The sequence below is a fragment of the Myroides albus genome, assembly GCF_024722315.1.
Taxonomy (GTDB): domain Bacteria; phylum Bacteroidota; class Bacteroidia; order Flavobacteriales; family Flavobacteriaceae; genus Flavobacterium; species Flavobacterium album_A.
Map to the genome: position 1 here is coordinate 2,405,561 of NZ_CP102754.1, position 18,643 is coordinate 2,424,203.

At 34.4% G+C, this 18,643-nt stretch carries 20 protein-coding genes; 12 read left to right on the forward strand and 8 right to left on the reverse strand.

Features of this window, described 5'->3' with window-relative positions; translation table 11 throughout:
- Nucleotides 1–4 precede the first annotated feature (4 nt).
- The 4 genes from NWE55_RS10960 to bshC all read right to left on the reverse strand — a co-directional run bounded on the left by NWE55_RS10960 (nucleotide 5) and on the right by bshC (nucleotide 4,034).
- Complete coding sequence (locus tag NWE55_RS10960) at nucleotides 5–598, reverse strand: DUF5683 domain-containing protein (RefSeq protein ID WP_258204059.1); 594 nt, start codon at nucleotides 596–598, stop codon at nucleotides 5–7.
- The gene (locus tag NWE55_RS10965; protein ID WP_155092185.1) at nucleotides 598–1,503 is read right to left on the reverse strand and encodes a ParB/RepB/Spo0J family partition protein; all 906 of its coding nucleotides are present in this window, start codon (nucleotides 1,501–1,503) and stop codon (nucleotides 598–600) included. Before NWE55_RS10965 ends, NWE55_RS10960 begins: the two co-directional genes overlap by 1 nt.
- 30 nt (nucleotides 1,504–1,533) lie before the next feature.
- Complete coding sequence (locus NWE55_RS10970) at nucleotides 1,534–2,298, reverse strand: ParA family protein (protein WP_155092186.1); 765 nt, start codon at nucleotides 2,296–2,298, stop codon at nucleotides 1,534–1,536.
- 143 nt (nucleotides 2,299–2,441) lie between these two features.
- Nucleotides 2,442–4,034: a bacillithiol biosynthesis cysteine-adding enzyme BshC gene (gene bshC / locus NWE55_RS10975; protein WP_258204060.1), complete on the reverse strand. Its 1,593-nt coding sequence runs from the start codon at nucleotides 4,032–4,034 to the stop codon at nucleotides 2,442–2,444.
- A gap of 309 nt (nucleotides 4,035–4,343) precedes the next feature.
- Here bshC and NWE55_RS10980 point away from each other — a divergent pair, with 309 nt between their 5' ends.
- The 5 genes from NWE55_RS10980 to NWE55_RS11000 all read left to right on the forward strand — a co-directional run bounded on the left by NWE55_RS10980 (nucleotide 4,344) and on the right by NWE55_RS11000 (nucleotide 8,225).
- Nucleotides 4,344–4,658, forward strand: coding sequence for a transposase (locus NWE55_RS10980; protein WP_155093491.1), 315 nt, complete (start codon nucleotides 4,344–4,346; stop codon nucleotides 4,656–4,658).
- The gene (locus NWE55_RS10985; RefSeq protein ID WP_155093492.1) at nucleotides 4,652–5,545 is read left to right on the forward strand and encodes an IS3 family transposase; all 894 of its coding nucleotides are present in this window, start codon (nucleotides 4,652–4,654) and stop codon (nucleotides 5,543–5,545) included. The genes NWE55_RS10980 and NWE55_RS10985 overlap by 7 nt, the downstream gene beginning before the upstream one ends.
- A gap of 73 nt (nucleotides 5,546–5,618) precedes the next feature.
- Nucleotides 5,619–6,569: a phage tail-like protein gene (locus NWE55_RS10990; RefSeq protein WP_160339154.1), complete on the forward strand. Its 951-nt coding sequence runs from the start codon at nucleotides 5,619–5,621 to the stop codon at nucleotides 6,567–6,569.
- Nucleotides 6,570–6,672: 103 nt separating this feature from the next.
- Complete coding sequence (locus NWE55_RS10995) at nucleotides 6,673–7,584, forward strand: IS982 family transposase (protein WP_155093499.1); 912 nt, start codon at nucleotides 6,673–6,675, stop codon at nucleotides 7,582–7,584.
- A gap of 50 nt (nucleotides 7,585–7,634) precedes the next feature.
- Nucleotides 7,635–8,225 (forward strand): hypothetical protein, encoded by a 591-nt coding sequence (locus tag NWE55_RS11000; RefSeq protein WP_160339891.1) that lies wholly within the window; start codon nucleotides 7,635–7,637, stop codon nucleotides 8,223–8,225.
- Nucleotides 8,226–8,435: 210 nt separating this feature from the next.
- Here the strand turns inward: NWE55_RS11000 and NWE55_RS11005 are convergent, their stop codons facing one another.
- Nucleotides 8,436–8,741, reverse strand: a complete 306-nt coding sequence (locus NWE55_RS11005; protein WP_155092189.1) for a hypothetical protein — start codon at nucleotides 8,739–8,741, stop codon at nucleotides 8,436–8,438.
- 287 nt (nucleotides 8,742–9,028) lie between these two features.
- On the opposite strand from NWE55_RS11005, the gene NWE55_RS11010 reads away from it, so the two are divergent.
- Nucleotides 9,029–9,436: an integrase core domain-containing protein gene (locus NWE55_RS11010; RefSeq protein ID WP_373425581.1), complete on the forward strand. Its 408-nt coding sequence runs from the start codon at nucleotides 9,029–9,031 to the stop codon at nucleotides 9,434–9,436.
- A 415-nt stretch (nucleotides 9,437–9,851) separates the two neighbouring features.
- Nucleotides 9,852–10,301, forward strand: a complete 450-nt coding sequence (locus tag NWE55_RS11015; RefSeq protein WP_160339274.1) for a hypothetical protein — start codon at nucleotides 9,852–9,854, stop codon at nucleotides 10,299–10,301.
- A 352-nt stretch (nucleotides 10,302–10,653) separates the two neighbouring features.
- On the opposite strand, the gene NWE55_RS11020 is transcribed toward NWE55_RS11015, so the two are convergent.
- From NWE55_RS11020 to NWE55_RS11030, 3 genes are all read right to left on the reverse strand, one after another.
- A complete protein-coding gene (locus NWE55_RS11020; protein ID WP_155092191.1) occupies nucleotides 10,654–11,991 on the reverse strand; it encodes a c-type cytochrome in 1,338 nt (445 codons plus the stop codon).
- Nucleotides 11,992–11,993: 2 nt separating this feature from the next.
- Nucleotides 11,994–13,445, reverse strand: a complete 1,452-nt coding sequence (locus NWE55_RS11025) for a c-type cytochrome (protein ID WP_155092192.1) — start codon at nucleotides 13,443–13,445, stop codon at nucleotides 11,994–11,996.
- 124 nt (nucleotides 13,446–13,569) lie between these two features.
- Nucleotides 13,570–14,460 (reverse strand): AraC family transcriptional regulator, encoded by an 891-nt coding sequence (locus NWE55_RS11030; protein ID WP_155092193.1) that lies wholly within the window; start codon nucleotides 14,458–14,460, stop codon nucleotides 13,570–13,572.
- Nucleotides 14,461–14,586: 126 nt separating this feature from the next.
- Between NWE55_RS11030 and NWE55_RS11035 the strand changes: the two genes are divergently transcribed.
- From NWE55_RS11035 to NWE55_RS11055, 5 genes are all read left to right on the forward strand, one after another.
- Nucleotides 14,587–14,829 (forward strand): GNAT family N-acetyltransferase, encoded by a 243-nt coding sequence (locus NWE55_RS11035; protein ID WP_258204061.1) that lies wholly within the window; start codon nucleotides 14,587–14,589, stop codon nucleotides 14,827–14,829.
- 45 nt (nucleotides 14,830–14,874) lie between these two features.
- Complete coding sequence (locus tag NWE55_RS11040; RefSeq protein WP_240142878.1) at nucleotides 14,875–15,174, forward strand: transposase; 300 nt, start codon at nucleotides 14,875–14,877, stop codon at nucleotides 15,172–15,174.
- Between the two features lie 5 nt (nucleotides 15,175–15,179).
- Nucleotides 15,180–16,046, forward strand: a complete 867-nt coding sequence (locus tag NWE55_RS11045) for an IS3 family transposase (RefSeq protein WP_258204062.1) — start codon at nucleotides 15,180–15,182, stop codon at nucleotides 16,044–16,046.
- 12 nt (nucleotides 16,047–16,058) lie between these two features.
- Nucleotides 16,059–16,271: a GNAT family N-acetyltransferase gene (locus NWE55_RS11050; RefSeq protein ID WP_373425582.1), complete on the forward strand. Its 213-nt coding sequence runs from the start codon at nucleotides 16,059–16,061 to the stop codon at nucleotides 16,269–16,271.
- 152 nt (nucleotides 16,272–16,423) lie between these two features.
- Entirely contained in the window at nucleotides 16,424–18,622 is a 2,199-nt protein-coding gene (locus tag NWE55_RS11055; RefSeq protein ID WP_160339273.1) for a B12-binding domain-containing radical SAM protein, read from the forward strand.
- Nucleotides 18,623–18,643: the final 21 nt, after the last annotated feature.

An 18,643-nucleotide genomic window follows, 5' to 3' on the forward strand; every position in this document is an offset into this window, starting at 1 on the left:
AAGATTAGAATTTGTATTGAATATTTACTGCATACTGAAGTTGCATTTGATTTTGTTGTAAGTAATTGTTGTTGACATCAAATACAGGTCTGATAGTCAACTTCTCATTTACGTTAAATTGCGTTAGGTGAGCGTCAACGTTTGCATCAATGATACTCAATACATAGAAACCTACTGTAATGACTACTGATAAATCTCGATTGCGTCTATAGAATTTCTGAGCTTCTAATAGGCGCTCATTGTCTAGACCACCGAAAGTAGGATCTTCTTTGTCGTGAATACCTTGTAAACGCTTTTTATACTCTGATCGGTATCTGGTATATTGACGTTGATTATCCGCCCAAAAGTAAGCAGGAATACCCATACCCGCATATACAAGAGGTACTTTCCAATAACTTTTGTTTTGGATTTGTCCAAGGCCAGGAACGATTGACGTAAAAAATGAAGCCCGAGCAGGAGCAAGGGGATCAATTGGTTTATAATCTGCTTCAGCTTCAGTTACAGATTTGATTTTTTTCTCTTTGTCTTTTTTCTGCGCAAATGCTTGTTGCCCGACAATAGAGAAAAGTAATATTAAAATAAATAATTTGCTTTTCACTAATTTTCTAAAAGTTTGATTAAGCGATTTAAATCTTCTTCAGAGTGGAAAGGTATTGAAATTTTTCCTTTTCCATTTGCTGAAACCTTTATATCTACTTTTGCACCAAAGAAATTTCCAAAAGAATTAGAGTACTCAGCTGGTACTTCAAATGATTTTGTCTTCTTTGGTAATTCTGGGGATTTATTACCTTTTAGATCTTCTTGATATTGTTTTACCAATGCTTCAGTTTCACGTACAGACAAGTTTTCCATAATGATTTTATGGTATATTGTTGTTTGTACATCTAAGTCCTCTACATTGATGATTGCTCTTCCGTGGCCCATAGAAATGAATCCATCTCTAATTCCAGTTTGAATAATTGGGTCAAGGCGAAGCAAACGAATATAATTTGCTATTGTAGATCTCTTTTTTCCGACACGGTCACTTACTTGTTCTTGCGTTAAGTCTATTTCATCCATTAAACGCTGATAAGACAAGGCAATTTCAATGGGGTCTAAGTCATGGCGTTGAATATTTTCAACTAATGCCATTGTCAGTGAATCGTTATCGTTGGCAATGCGTATAAAAGCAGGAATTGTATCAAGTCCTACTATTTTTGAAGCTCTAAGACGACGTTCACCTGAGATTAATTGGAATTTATTAAAGTCAATTTTGCGTACAGTAATGGGTTGGATAACTCCTAACTCCCTAATACTTGTCGCTAATTCATTTAATGATTCTTCATTGAAGTTTGTTCTCGGTTGAAATGGATTTATTTCAATAGAATCAATATCTAATTCAATGATGTTTCCAACAACTTTATCTGCATTGTTATCTTCAATTGATTTAATATCGTTGTCGGGATCTTTTAATAGAGCCGATAATCCTCTTCCTAAAGCTTGTTTTTTAAATGCCTTTGCCATAATTTCTTATATTCTCGACTAAACTAATTGTTAGTTATTCTTAAGTATAATTTCTTCTGCTAAATTAATGTAGTTTGTCGCTCCTTTACTTGTCGCATCATAGTTTATGATACTTTCTCCAAAACTCGGAGCTTCACTTAATTTTACATTTCTTTGAATAATCGTGTCAAATACCATGTCGTTAAAGTGTTTTTGTACTTCTTCTACAACTTGGTTTGAAAGTCTTAGACGAGAATCATACATCGTCAATAATAAACCTTCAATATCTAATTCAGGATTGTGAATTTTTTGAACGCTTTTTATCGTATTCAATAATTTTCCTAATCCCTCAAGTGCAAAATATTCACACTGGATTGGTATGATAACTGAATCTGCTGCAGTTAGTGCATTCAGAGTTAGTAATCCTAATGATGGGGCACAATCGATAATGATGTAATCATAACTATCTTTAATCGACTTTAGAGCCTCTTTTAGCATATACTCCCTATTCTTTTTGTCTACTAATTCAATCTCAATTGCCACTAAGTCAATATGAGCTGGGATTAAATAAACATTAGGAGCCGTACAATCAACAATAGCATCTGCCGGTGTACAACTGTGCTCTAAAATTTCATAAGTTCCGATCTCTACTGCATCTACATCCACGCCTAAGCCTGATGTAGCATTCGCTTGTGGGTCAGCGTCTATTAAAAGAACCTTTTTCTCCAGTGCTCCTAATGAAGCAGCTAAGTTAACTGAAGTAGTTGTTTTTCCTACTCCTCCCTTTTGATTTGCGACAGCAATGATTTTTCCCATTCTGTTAATGAAATTAATTAAGTCGTAAAAATACGATTATTTATCAGTTTATAAAATCTTATTTATTAACAGTTTATGAAAAATATTATAAGTCAATTGGTTAAATGTTAAAATTGTACCTGACCTACTTAAAACTGCCTTTTTTATTGTAATATAATGATGTCAAATTCTTGATTTAACGGTTTTAATTTTGTGAATAATGCAGTAAGCAAATCCTCTCCATATTCTTTGTAATATACTGAAAAATTCACAATGCGCTCTTGTAAACTGTTGTTCGGAAATAATTCATTTTGAAGTAAGGCAATTCGCTCTAATTTATCTGCGTGATTTCTCTTTTCAGCTATGCGAAGTCTTTTTTCTAAATTGTCTAATCCTTTGAGCTGTTTTACTTTTTGTGCTTTTACTGCTCCAATGAATGATTTGTCTGTTTGCAGCGCAATATCTTCCAGTATTTTGAATTGATCTTCTAAAACTTGACGTTGTTGATCAAAGTCAAACTGTATTGTTGAAAATTCTTTTGTCTTAGCATTGATTAATTGCTCTTGTTTGCTAAACATATCTTGCCAAGAGAGCCCTAATTTATCCATCTTGTCCACTTGTTTTGCAGTGGCCAATAATACTGAATTTCTCAGTAATAGCATTGGGAAAGTCACTTGGTGTAAATCGAAAACTTGTTTCAATTCTAACCAATATGCCAATTCTCCACCACCTCCCGTATAGCATAGGTTAGGCAATATTACTTCTTGATATAACGGTCTCAGTATCACATTAGGACTGAAGCATTCAGGATGATTCTCTAATTCTGTTAGTATTGCTTCTTTAGTGAAGGTGATCGAGGTATTGTTTACTTTATATATCTCATCTTCATAGATAATTCTTTCTCTCAAGTTATCCTGTATATAGAATAAGTTGATATCACGAGGATTCACTTGTATGAAGTATTCTGATAGTGTATCATAGCTTTTTTCAACTTCTTTGATAGCACTCTGATGAAGTAATTCTTCTTTGATATGAGGAGCAAACAGTTTTTTTAATCCAGCGTCATCCCCATCTATGATTACTAAGCCATACTCTCCAAACAATTCATTTGCTAAGTAACGCGTAGCTTCTGTTAGATTGTCGTGTTTGAGATAAGCATTTTCAAATAGTTCTTTGATGTACATAGCATTTTTACCTAAACCAATATGTGATTGGAATACTTCATATACTTTATCTAATCCTTCAGTACTTAATCGGCCTACAGGTCCTTTGCTCTCTCTGTTCCAACAAATCACTTTTTCTTCAAATACGAAGTGATTAATTTCTTCGAAGTCGTGATCTTCTGTAGCCATCCAGTATACAGGGACAAAGTTTTCGTTGGGATACTTAGCTTTCAGTTCTTTGGCTAAATTAATAACCGATATAATCTTGTACAAGAAGTACAGTGGACCAGTAAACAAGTTTAACTGGTGTCCAGTCGTAACTGTAAATGTATTTTCTTTTGCTAATGCATTTATATGCTCTAAAGTCTTTTCAGAAGTCTTCGTGTCCTTATATTGACTTAACAACGCCTGACAGAGTACACTTCTGTGTTCTATCGGATAGTTAGTACGTTTTTCATCTATCTGTTGTTTGAAGTTCTGTATAGTAGGGAAGTGATTATATAAGTGTTTTAGATTAGCCTCTTGATTGAGGTAATCTACCATTAGTTTTGAAAAATAGCCCGCGTTCTGAAACGTAATTTTGTCTAAAGGCATAGTGTTTATTTTTTGCTAATTTAAATTATAAATTAATGAGTTATATATAAACCAAAGTTAATTCTATAAACATTTTTACCTGTAATGTTAGGTTTGCTCTTTCTCTGAATGGACAGATTAGTTATAAAAGATTAAAATACTTAGTATTTTCCAATATTGATTATTATTTAATAAATAAGAATCTGACAATTTTGTAACTGAATTTCATTGTTTTAGCTTCTATTTAAATTTAATTATTGTTAATAATTTATCTTAGCCCCTAAATAAGCTGGAGTGAAACTAGTAAATTAATTACATAACTTTGGACTTATGAAATACAAGAAATGGAGCTTATCTGAGAAGCTATCAATTTTAGAAGAAGCAGAAGAAAATGGGGTAATAGAAACTTGTCGTAAACACAGTTTAAGTACAGGTACTTTCTACTCATGGAAGAAGAAATTCGATTCTCAAGGAGAATCAGGATTAAGACCTGCTGTTTCTGACAAATCAAAAGAACTTAAAAAAGCAGAAGAAGAGAATAAGATTCTCCGTAAACTACTAAGTGATAAAGAAATAGAATTAGAAGTTCAACGTGAACTTCTAAAAAAAAAGTTTGGGACATCCGATCCAAAAAAGATCTGGTAGAATACTTTTATAGTAAATATCAAAAAAGTAAAGCTAAACTAATACATTGGGTTGGCTTAAGTGAAAGCACGTACTACTTCAAGGGTTCTGGCAAGTCAAAAGGTAATAAAGCTACTTTATTAACCTATCATAAAACCCAAGGTTGGGTTAATGAACAAACTGTTGTAGAGTCAATTAAAGAGCTTTTAAGGGGTGATTTTATGGATTGTGGCTACCGTATGATGAGCGAGTATCTTAAACGCGAAGGGTACACCATTAACCATAAAAAAGTATATCGTATCATGAAAAACGCCAAGCTTTTACAAACTCGTATAACTAGAGATCATTCGGATAAGAAGTACGTTAAGCATCGTAAAGTAAAGACTACGAGACCCTTAGAGTGTATTGAAATGGATATTAAGATGGTATGGATACCACAAAAAGGTAAAAATGCTTATTTACTTTCTGTAATTGATGTACACAGTCGTAGAATATTAAAAGACTACTTCAGCTTTAATATTAAGCAGAAGCAGGTAATAGAATTATTGTCAGGGCTTTTTGAAGAGTTAGATTACCCTAAAAATGTGGTTATTAGATCGGATAATGGTAGTCAATTTATTGCCAAGAATGTAAGAGAATATCTTTCCTTAGTAGGTGTATCACAAGAATTTACACACGTAGCAACACCAGAGGAAAATGCTCACATAGAAGCCTATCACGGTACTTTAAAAAGAGAGGTTTTTACTAAATTTGAATACTTTACTTTTGGACAAATAGAACAAATATTAAAGAAGTACGTAGTATTTTATAATAACAAAAGACTACATGGCTTGCTTGGAAAAATCACTCCAATGGAGAAATGGGAAAAGGACAAACACTTGATTTGTAGCAGAGAAAAAGTAGCCTAAAACATTATACTTTAAAAATTTAAAAATACTCTAGGTTTATAGGGGTCAAAACAATACAAAAAAACAAAAACAAATGAGAAAAATATTACTATGTCATGGATTAAGACAATGCATTTTCGTTTTGCTTATGTTGTTTGTCATAACTAATAGCGCATTAGCTCAGGTTACGATTGGTACTGGTGAACCTGCTGTAGAAGGGTCTCTTTTAGAGTTAAAGAACTTAGAGAATAAAACAGGGGAAGAAGCAAATGCCAATAAAGGACTTGGTCTACCGAGAGTGGATTTAACAGATGTGGAGATGCTGTATCCTATGTTTGAACCTGGTTATGATAAAAGTGTTCAGGATGAGGCTCACGCAGGCTTGGTTGTTTATAATGTGAATGAAGATTTGCAAGATGGTAAAGGAAAGGGAATTTATGCATGGGATGGAGAATCGTGGGTTTTTATTGGTGGACCAGGTAAAATATTAGAATTGGCACTTAGTACAGATCAACTATTTCTGTGGGAAAATAGCCCAACAGGGGAAGTGACATTGACGGCTAAAAAAGATGGTTTAGCATGGGAGAAAAGTGTTGAAGGAGACATTGTTTCTACATTTGAAAGTGTTACAAACGGCAAAGTAAGTACATTGTCATTTACAAGAAGCGAGACCGTTTTTGGTGATGAGATTTATACTTTTAAATTGGTTGATAAGCCTGAGGTTTTCACACAATTAAAAGTGAGTAATTTGAATTTAGTACTTAGTAAACCAATCATAAGAGTTGGGTCTGGTAGTGTAGATGGCGCAATAAATTCATCGAGTATTGTTACGGCTTATGGAGGAGGAAGTGCTAACTGGGAAGTATTCGATTATGATCGAAACGCTTTCAATTGGACGAAAGAACCTAAAAATGTAAATGGCCATCTTCAGTTCGAGTTAGGAGTTGCTAAAGCAACAGGGGTTGTACGTGGTAATATACAAGTTCGTCATCTTGATCAACCTGAAATTGTGAGAACTATAGTAGTAGAGCAAAATGCTAATTAACGTGAGTTCGATATAAGAAAAAGCAAAAAAAAGCTATAAAAAAAGAGATAGGATTAGTATATTTAAGGTTCTGAATCACAAATATTTAACTAAAACTATCTCTATGTTATCTACAGACAAAATTACTGAAATTTATTATGAAGTCGATGAATTTTTTAAAGCATATTCAAATGTTTTGCAATCTCATAGTATTGAATCAGATAGTACAAAGAAAAAACGTAATCGAAAGTCAACACTTAATGCAAGTGAAGTAATGACTATTTTGATTTTATTTCATGATAGTGGTTTTAGATGTTTAAAACATTATTATATTGATTATGTAAAAGTTCATATGCAAAAGGAATTTCCTAAAACTGTTTCTTATAATCGCTTTGTAGAACTACAAAAAACGGTTATTGTACCTTTAGGAATCTTCTTAAAATCTAATAGATTAGGCAAATGTACAGGAGTTTCATTTATAGATTCTACTCCTTTAAGAGTGTCACACATTAAAAGAGAAAAGCAGCATAAAACATTTAAGAATATAGCAACAAAAGGTCAGTGTTCTATTGGTTGGTTTATGGGGTTTAAACTTCATTTAATTATAAATGATAAAGGTGAAATACTTGATTTCTTATTAACTCCAGCCAATGTTGATGATAGAAAACCTTTAAAAGAATTGAATTTTCATAAACGTATTTTTGGTAAACTCTTTGGAGATAAAGGATATATCAGTAAAGATCTTTTTGAACAAATGTTCGTTGATGGAGTACATTTAGTTACTAAAATCAAAAAAAACATGAAGAACTCAATGATGCTACTTGCCGATAAAATACATTTAAAGAAAAGAGCACTTATTGAAACTGTAAATGATGAATTAAAGAATATGTGTCAAGTAGAACATACAAGACACAGATCCTTTAATAATTTTATAGCAAATATGTTAGCTGCTTTGATTACATATTCATACTTCCCGAAAAAGCCTTCTATTAATAATATTAACGACATTATTGATCAAAATAGACTAATAGCTTAAGTCGAACTCACGTTAATTATAGATTACTACCTCCATTTGACTATTTGGTTATGGAGTATGGATATGTAACACCACCAAGTGACGGAGGTAAAACAGATATTGATTCTGCTACTGAATTAATGAAAACAAATGTAGCTAAAATTGATGGGAAGGTTGTTGGTTACTTTTATTTGAATGAGCTGATAGTAGACAATAAGACTTTATTAGTATATCCAGGAGATGATAGAGTAAGTGGAGGTGAAAATCCTTATGCCGATATTCCTAATTTGAATACAGTCTTACAAGGGTATCCTGAAAGTTCTACTCAGTTTGAGTTCGGTATGTCTGCAAGGTGGACTGACTATGGTAATTCTACCCCACTAACTGCTCCAACTAAAATCACAATTAAAGTGTATAAAGGAGGGCAAATGGTGATAGATCCAAAGAATGATAAACGATTTGTAAACATGCTTGATGGAAAAGAGCAAATGCCAGTCTTAAGTTTTGAATCAGATCCTAAAGATGTAAGAGTTAGACAAGGTAGTGATCCTATTATTAGCAAGGCAGGTTACCGAAAGCTGTATACTCCTATGTATAAATTAGAATATGATTTAATAGAAAATACTGGAGTATTAATACCATGGAATTCATTCGATGAATAATTGTATAGATGTTACAATTATATGAAAAAGCGAAAGGTTGGAGAACTCTCCGACCTTTCGCTTTTTTTGTATTACGTATCGTATATTATAAACTTGATTTACTCTGTACTAACAGTGGTTTAGAGAGATGCATTCACATGAAAATCTATTAAAATTAAGAAACGAATAGTCTCTGCTAATAGCATAAACTGTTTGTGGCATAATGTATGTTTACTGACAGTACCTTAATGCAGAGATAACAGCTGTTTCTAAACAGGTAAAGGACTTACAGTTCTCTTTATACAGTGGTGCTTCCCAGTTGTAGTTAGCAATAACTTGTACGCTAAAATGTCCATTGATATCAAACTCTGGATACCAGCCAATATCAAGTATGATCTGGTTGTCAAACGCTGCTTGAAGCAAATCTTCTTTTAACTCATCTATTACATCTTTTGTTGAAAGCGTAAAATCGAGTTGGGTAAGTATATCGAAAGTAATGTTGCTTTTGGATTGTATGAGAAGTGATTTTAAGTTCATTGGGATTAATATAATTAAAGCTTTGACAAGGTAGCAAACAAAGGAATCAGATAGGGTATTCTTTTTTAATTATTTTATGTATAAGATAACAAATAACTTTATGTCTTTCACCTCGCTTAGTTTTTTTATAACCTTTTTGCTTTACTATTTCGTTGAGTATAGAATGACTTTCAGGTTTTTTAGGCAAGGTTGTATTCCCTATATGTTGCATTTATAAACTCGAAAGAAAAGGTATAATTAACAACTGAATCATAAACAATAACTGTATAGCTATATTAGGACGAGACATATGTTTAGAGGTACTAAGAATGGCATTAAGTAATAGAGCCTACAATGAAAAACTTATCCATCACTCAGATAGAGGAAGTCAATACTGTAGCGAGATTTACACTAAATTGTTAAAAGATAATAATATAGCAATAAGCACAACTCAGAATGGAAATCCTAAGGATAATGCAGTAGCAGAACGAGTAAATGGAATAATTAAAGGTGAGTTTGATTTAAACTATTCAAGCTTAGGTTATAAGAAAACCAAAGAAAAAATAAGAAGAAGTATAAAGTTGTATAATGAAATCAGACCTCACGATAGTTGTGATAGACTAACTCCTGAACAAGCACATCTTAAGAGTGGGATATTAACTAAGAGATGGAAGAATTACTATACCAACAAAAAAGAACAACAAGTACCTGTATAGTTATAATAGGATTATAAACAATAACTGTACAGCTATATTAGGACGAGACAGCTTTTTTTCGAGGTGGTCGCATAGTGGTCGCATAGTGATCGCATAGTGATCACATGATTTAACCTAATTTTCATGCGACCACTATGGTATCATCACCCGATAATAATGTGACCATGTCGAGTTTGTTTTATATAAGAATGACAGTGAATATCGCTGTTATGGTATTTTTAAGAAGGATATGTAAAATTGATTTAGGCAGTTTTTAGGAGTAAATGGACGCAAGTCTATTGAAAAGAGAGCTGTGTTATCCCTGATTATAGCTAATTATGGCCAATTTTAGGTGATTTACAATAGATTGTGAGTAAGTCGTTTGATATATAGCAACTAAAATCTTTTCTTTGAAAAAACTAAAATTTTTAGTGAGGTGGTTGAGCAAGAAAAGAGATTGTCCTATCAGTATTCATTTGGACATTTAGCAGTAAATATAATGTTAGCTATTGTCTTTAGTAGTGTTTCATCGATTCGATTAACAGCAGCTGTATCAGAGAATGACTTTGTTGTTGTGTTCCAAATAGGTGTAGCATTATTCTTTGTAATCTTAGCGATATGTCAGTTATTGTACCTGTGTAAGGCTTATGTTAGAGAAGATAGGATTATACTAAAGAAGTTATTTAGAGTAGAGCAATGTTGCGATTCGAAACAAATCGTGAAGATCAAAAAATATAATCTTGGTCGGGTGCACTACACATTCGTAACTATGCAAAATGTCAATAGTAAGAAAGAGTTGTATATGATTATGAATATTTATGCGTGGTATGCACAGTCTAAGTATGATGCCCAAGAAGTTCTTGAGCAATTACAGCATAAAGTATAAAAAATATCCCTCATTGAGCTAAGTCAAGTATAGAATGGCATATAGTAAACAATCTGTAAAAAAGAGTAACTTGTGAGTTAACTCTTGATATGACAATAGCAGAATTGTAGACAGGATTGCAATATTGACTTCTTAATGAGGGATGTAAATTGTATTTAATCAGACGAAGGTTTAAACTAATAAAGACCTTTTATAAATTGGTATTGAGTTTCTTCTTTAATTTTTTTCTCCCACAACTTTTTGTCTTTTGTTGTGAATAAGTATACTTGCACAACCTTCGAAATTAGTATTCCACAGATTATAAATATGGCAAATATGACGATAAAACATAAGGTTAAAATCATGGTTTAGGCTATTTAATGTTTAAGATATATTGAGTTAAGTCTTCCATATCTCCCTCGTTAATTTGTGGAAAAGGAGGCATCTGTGGTGCATCAGGACGTTTCTTACCAGGAGATTTAATCCACTTGATTAGGTCCGTTTTATTGTTTGCATATATTTCTTGCATCTCTGTGACTGGTGGTCCAACTAATTGTGTTTTTTCTTTGTGACAAGCTGCACAATAGCTATTAAAAACAGCTTTACCTTTAGCAGTGTTATCACCAGAAGCCTCGGCATTTGCTATAGCTTGTTTTTCTTCTTCTTGTGCATTAGCAGCTTGTTCTCTTGCTTCTTTGGATGCTTGTTCAAAGGCGGCTGTCTTTTGAGCCATAAGTTCTCGGTGTGGATTGATGGCATTGGCTCTGTATACATGACGCCCACTTCCCATGAATACAACTACAATTCCCATAGAAATCACTATTCTTTTGAAGTATCTATCCAACTGCTCATCTGTACCTCTTAGTGTTTGGATCATATAGTACACTGCATATACTGCTACTGCTACACCAGATAAAATTACTCCCATCATAGCCCAACTAAATCCTTTGGCAGGTAAAGTAGCCATCACGATTGGGCCAAATAAGAACTGGGCTACGGATGCTCCTAAGGCTAATTGGTATCCAATGCGTTTTACTTTGGCTCTGGTGAAAACTTTAAAGTATTCTTCAAAAGGATAATTCTTACGTCCCATATACCAAGTGATAAATAGACCTGTCAGAGCCAAGGAAGCACAGATAAAATGGAAGTATCTCGGGAACACATTTGGCAGTGCTAAAGCGGATAAGAATCCTCTTACACTCATCCATTTTTCAGGGAATAACATTAAGTTTATATTCACTAAGAAGATTAGGGGAATGAATAGAAACATTGCTACAGCCAAGGCATTGATAGAGATGTGTAACAGTTTCATGTTTGACATCGCTTCCCAAGTATATTTGTGTAAGTAGGTCAACAGAAATACTATCGCAACTAATGGGATGATCAATATCCACATAATCCCTGTCAAGGAGTTTGCAGTATAGAAATAGATCGTATACAGTGCATTGATACTTAGCAATGGCGCTACCCCCAGTACTACGGCTAATGATTTGTTTACAGTTATTGTCGCTGCTATTTCTTGAGCAAGTACATCGTATTCTTTGTTTTTAAGTCCTTTGATTTCAGCCCATAATGTCGCTATAGAGCCGCCTACCATTAGGTTTACAAATACAATATGAGCCAAGAATGACACAACTAATAGAATGACTAATAGCCACTCTGGTAATGGTAAATCTAAGGGTATATCTTTTGGTAATGGAGTATTGTTCATAATTATTGTTGTTTAGATTTTTGTTCTATGAAATGTTCAACCGAATGAGTAGGGTTCAGCTGTGCACCAGCACTCTGTGCACCTTCTAAGGTCGCTCCACTCTGTTGTAGGTAAAATATATAATGTGCTAATGCGTCGAGTTCTTCTTCATTGCCTGGATAGGGAGGCATATAGGTTCTACCGTTATGCATATTCGGGATATACGCTTTCATACCATTTATATCCAAAGGTTTGCCTATGCCATACATTTTTTCGAATACGAAGATGATAGAGTTAATCCCCTGACTGGTATGACATCGAGAGCAAGCAACCATGAATACATCTTTACCAGCTTCCAACTTGTTTTCTTCCGTGATTTCAGTAATGGCTGTATAAGTAGTGTGTTTTAAGATACCATCTCGTTGTAATAAGGGATAATCTTCTTCGCGAATTAAGTTAGAGTACATATAATCTCCGATGACATAGGGTTTGCGAATAAATTCACGTACGCGTTCGAATATACCCAAGAAGCCTAAAGAAAGAACAAATGGAATAATGACCATCACAAGGTTGATTTTCTTTGGCTTCCACAGTACCCAAACGGCTAATAGTGCAAGAGAACTGGTTGCAATAAGTATTATTTTCTTTAGTAAGTCATAGTATAGTTCAAAGTCCATTGTTCCGACAGCAGTACTCATATTCGCTGTCATGGCTTCTGGTATCACATTATAGTAATGTATTGCTGCAAGTATTGACAGTGGTAACCACAATAATGTCCAAATAGCAGTAGTTTTAAGAGCCGTAGGTCTGATCGCACTCGATTTCTTAGTGAATAACATAATCAGTAAGAAACCAAAGGCTCCTGCCACGACCATAGCAGTTGGTGTTCTAAATAATAGCTGAGGTAAGTAAATAGGATTAGTCAAACCATTGATGAAGGAATGTTCTTCTATCCAGTTTCCAGGATCCATCATAAATCCTAATATCGCTACAATGATAGCCATGGTTAGCCATGAGAACGCAGATAAGAACCATCCAAATCGAATGTGGCGTTGTTTGGCACGAAGGGATTTGTTTGAGTTTTTCCAGGTGAGGAAGTATATCATGATAAAGATAACTTCTAATACAAACACGATCCATTCTGTAAACCATCCCCAGTAGAATACGCGGATTAAACTACCGATAGAGTTTGGGCTGATTAACGCCGCGGAGAACCAGATACCTACTCCAGTCATCGCTCCCATTGTGGTCGTAATAACAAAACCTACCATCATCATACGTTGAACCATTTTGTCCCAAGCTAAATCAGTGATTTCATCTGAACCACTTTTTAGTACTCCTTGCTGTTCTAACAGTGTTATATAGGGAATGAATCCAACGGCTAACCCGTGGTTTATAAATACGTGAATAATCGCAATCATCGCAATGAGAAAGCGGTCATTCAACCAGTCTAAATGAAATAGAGGAAAATCCATAATGTCTTATTTTTCAGCAAAATTAGAACCTTAGCTACTGAAAAATATTACACTAAACGTGGTGATATTTACACTAATCAATTTTGACTAGTCTGAGAATGCGGAAAGTGATTTATTAAATCAATTATTTACTTTGTTTTCTAAATTCTTCTGGTGATAATCCTGTGTTCTTTTTGAAAAAACGCGAAAAATAGGCATTGTTTTTGAAGTCGAGTTCATAGGCAATTTCTGTGATTGTGAGATCCGCATTGACTAATAGCCGTTTGCATTCCAGGATGACTCTATTGCGGATTACTTCTCCAACAGTAATCCCCAGAACTTTCTTACATTGCGTGTTTAAGTGATTAGGTGTGATGTGGAGCATTTCTGCATACTCACTTGGCAATCTTTTTTCAACAAAGTGCTTTTCAATAAGTCTTTCTAAGTTTTTTACGATAAACTGAGTACCTTTTGTTTCGTTGTGCTCTTCTATATCAAAGACTTTCTTTACAAGAAACAGTTGAGTTTCTAAAAATAATTCAAGCATTAAAGCTTTCATATAATCTTTTTGGAGCGGTTGATTTTCTAAGTAAGCGTAATATATTTTCTCAAATTTGCTGTGAAGTGTTTCATAGCACTTCTCACATGAGAATTTTGAATAATGTGCGTTGCCACTGAAGAAAGTAAATTCATTTAGGTAGTTCGGATTCACCAAGAAAGTACGCAAAAAGTTATCATTAAAATTGATTAAAAAACCTGTAGTACCTGGTTCAAATTCCCATTTGTGTACTTGAGATGGGTTCAAGTAGAATAAACATTTTTCTTCGATTGAGAATTTTTCAAAGTCAATAGAGTGTACTCCCTTGCCTTCAGATACAAACAAGATTTGATAAAATGCATGTCTGTGCGGTGAAGATACCATATTAGGTCTATTAGAAATGTATTCTTCCAATCTATATACCACACAGTCTTGAGTGATGTTGTTGTTGTCGAGTAAGTTACAGATGTTGTATATTGGAATACTATTGTTCTCCATATTGCTAATATTTTGTACAAAGATAGGAATATGTTAAATCTTATGGTCAGTGTATGCATAGAAATAAGTTATGATGTGATTTAGATTTAGTACTTTAGATTAGTATAAACTGAAACACGAATTAGGATGGAAATAAAGATAACTACAGAGATAGATGATCATAATGCAATGGCGATTAAGGAGATATTATCTTCTTATAATGTAAGTCATACGACACATTTATCAGCTTGTATTAATGAGGCATTAGAGATTACTTTAGTGGAAGAAGGAGAGGTGATAGGCGGGATATTAGGCCGTTCACTATGGGGGACGTTAGAGATACAGAACCTCGCTGTGAAAGAGAGTCATAGAGGACAATGGACTTGGTAACTTAGCCTGGACATTAAGTTAAGCATAAAAACTTATCTTTGAATTATGAAAAGAATTAGAAAGGCCTACGATGCTGCATTTAAGCAGCAAGCCGTTGAACTGGCTAAGGAAAGAACAAACAAATCAGAATTGGCTCGTGAGCTTGGAATCAGACCTACATTATTGTATAAATGGTGTAAAGAAGCTCAAGAGTTAGGCGATGCTAGTTTTCCAGGCAATGGGAAACAAAAACTTACTCCAGAACAAGCAAGAATTAAAGAGTTAGAGAAGAAGTTAGCAGCTGTCGAATTAGAGCATGAAATATTAAAAAAAGCAATCGGCATTTTCTCAAAGACCGGCAAATGATTTACATGTTCATATTTGATCATGAACATGAATTTCCGATTGGGATTATGTGTAAGGTTTTAGAGGTAAGTAGAAGTGGTTATTATCATTGGAAACGGTCTCCTGTTAATAAAAGACAACAAGCCAAAGCAAATCTAAAACGTGTTATTACAGAAGTTTATCTAGAATTTAAACAGCGTTATGGCAGTCCTCGTCTTACAATAGAACTCAATGCACGAGGATATAAGATATCAAAACCTACCGTTGCTAAGTATATGAAAGAGTTAGGATTACGTAGTAAAGTAGCTCGACGATATAGAATAACCACAGACTCTGAACACAATTATTTAGTGGTTGATAATATTTTAGATAGACAATTTAAACAAACTGAACCAGGGAAAGCCTGGGTGTCTGACATTACTTATATCGCTGTTAAAGAAGGGTTTATTTACCTAACTACAATAATAGATTTATATGATAGAAAGGTTATTGGATGGAGTTTGAGTAAAGATATGTCAACAGAAAACACCACCTTAGCAGCCTTTAAAATGGCTAAAAAGAACAGAGCTTTTGAAGAAGGACTAATTTTCCATTCTGACCAAGGAGTACAATATGCAAACTACAAATTTGCCAACTACCTGAAGTCATTTAAGGTTGTTAGAAGTATGAGTAGAAAAGCAAATTGTTGGGATAATGCCGTAGCGGAAAGCTTCTTTAAATCCTTAAAAGTGGAGATGGTTTATGGAAATTTACAACTAAGTACAAAGAAAATGGAGTCTAAAGTCTTTGAATATATCGAAATGTGGTATAATAAAAGACGCAGACACTCCTACTTAAACTACCAGACAATCAACGAATTTAATCAAATAATAAATAGTAATAAAGCTGCTTAACTAATTGTCCAGATTTCGTTTGGATATCCACAAGGTCTTGGGAAGAAACTCATGTTAGTAGCAGAGCAGGTAGCTGTAGAGCGCAACTGTAAGTATATATCACTTAATACTTTTTCGTTTCAAGCTTCTGACTTTTACCAATCTTTGGGGTATGAGATTTTTGCAGAAGAGAAGGATTATCCTTTAGGGTATTCTAAGATATATCTGCGTAAGGTGTTGATGTAGTGTTCTCTGAAAAAGAGGTAAGAACTTTTAGTACTGTGTAATGTGTTGTTTTATAGTTTGTTAAATGTTGATTAAATAAGAAGTAATGTATGTTAGATACAGTTTTTTACTCGGTTGAATAGTAGTATCTTTGCACTCCAAAATTAGATATAGTGAATACAACAATTGCTTTTATAACTCCACCGTTTACCCAGTTAAACACACCTTATCCAGCAACTGCTTACATCAAGGGATTCTTGAATACTTTGAATATTGACAGTTATCAGGCTGATTTGGGAATAGAGGTTATATTGAAATTGTTTAGTAAACAAGGATTGATAGACTTGTTCGACTATGTACATGAACACATAGAAGAAGTATCTCCTAATATACATCGTATTCTTGCTTTAGAAGAGGACTATATCTCTACTATCGATGCTGTGATAGCTTTCTTACAAGGAAAGAACTCTACATTAGCACATGCTATCGTACAAGAAGATTATCTTCCTAGGGCATCTCGCTTTGAACAATTAGAAGAGTTAGAATGGGCATTCGGAAGTATGGGAATACAAGATAAGGCGAAACACCTATCTACACTGTACTTAGAGGACTTGTCTGATCTCATTGTCGAGACGGTAGATACCAACTTTGGGTTTAGTAGATATGCGGAGCGATTAGGTCGTTCTGCTCATACGTTTGATGAGATGTATGAGGCACTACACCAACCTTTGACTTATATCGATGAGATTACTCTTGATTTATTACAACAGCTAATAGATAAGACTAATCCTAAGATAATGGGATTCTCTGTACCCTTCCCAGGTAATTTATACAGTAGTTTTAGATGTGCTCAATACATTAAGAAGAACTATCCTCATATCAAAATCACGATGGGAGGAGGGTTTCCTAATACTGAGTTGCGTTCGTTAAAAGATGTACGTGTATTTGAGTTCTTTGACTTTATCACTTTAGATGATGGAGAGGCTCCACTGGAGAACTTGATTCTATATGTAGAAGGAAAGATAGCACAAGAGGAGTTAAAGCGTACGCTTATTGCTAAGGACAATGAGGTAGTGTATATCAATAATCCGCTGAAGCGTGACTATAAACAGGCTGAGGTAGGTACTCCTGATTATTCAGACTTATTGCTGACAGAGTATATTTCTGTGATTGAAGTTGTGAATCCAATGCATCGTATGTGGAGTGATGGTCGCTGGAATAAGCTAACAATGGCACATGGATGTTATTGGGGTAAATGTACTTTCTGTGATATTAGTTTAGACTATATCAAGGTATATGAACCAATAGCGGCTAAGCAGATTGTAGACCGTATGCAGACATTAATTGAGCAGACGGGAGAGACAGGCTTTCACTTTGTCGATGAGGCAGCACCGCCAGCCCTAATGCGCGAGGTAGCGTTAGAAATCATCAGACGTAAGCTAACAGTATCTTGGTGGACGAACATCCGCTTTGAGAAGAGCTTTACGAAAGACTTGTGCTTATTATTAAAAGCTTCAGGATGTGTGGCAGTATCAGGAGGATTAGAGGTAGCCTCAGATCGATTATTAAAATTAATAGATAAGGGAGTTACGGTAGAGCAAGTAGCCCGTGTGAATAGAAACTTTACGGAGGCTGGTATCTTAGTGCATGCCTATCTGATGTATGGTTTCCCAACACAGACGGCACAAGAGACAATAGACAGCCTTGAGATGGTGCGTCAGTTGTTTGAAGCAGGAGTAATGCAATCGGGCTTTTGGCATCAGTTTGCGATGACTGCTCATTCACCAGTAGGTATGAATCCAGAGGAATACAAGGTAGAGCGCGTAAACGCTGAGATGGGGACATTCGCTAATAACGATGTACCGCACGTAGAAATGAATGGAGCGATACACGATAAGTTCTCTTTTGGACTAAAGAAGTCACTGTTTAACTTTATGCATGGGATGTGCTTTGATATGCCATTACATGAATGGTTTGATTTTAAAGTACCTCGTACGAGTATATCACCTGATTATATCTTTACTTGTCTAAATGATGAGCCTTTAACAGTATGTAAACCGAATCAGAAAGTCGTATGGTTAGGGACATTCCCTTATATCGAGTACTTTGAGAAAAAGAAGAAAAACAGAGTGTTTGAAATGGCTCAATTGGTATTCTATACTAAAAAAGAGACGATAGGTGTAGATGTAGATAGAATGGTAGGAGATTGGTTTGTACATTTTGTGGAGACTTTGAAGGAGAAAGCTTCTCAGACGATGACTTATCAAGAAATGAAAAAGAGCTTTGAGGAGTTTACGAATGAAGACTTTGAACTATTCTGGTATTCTAAACCAGCACAAGCATTAAAAGATATGGCACTACTAGTGCTTTAGATATAGAAAGCCTCGCATTTG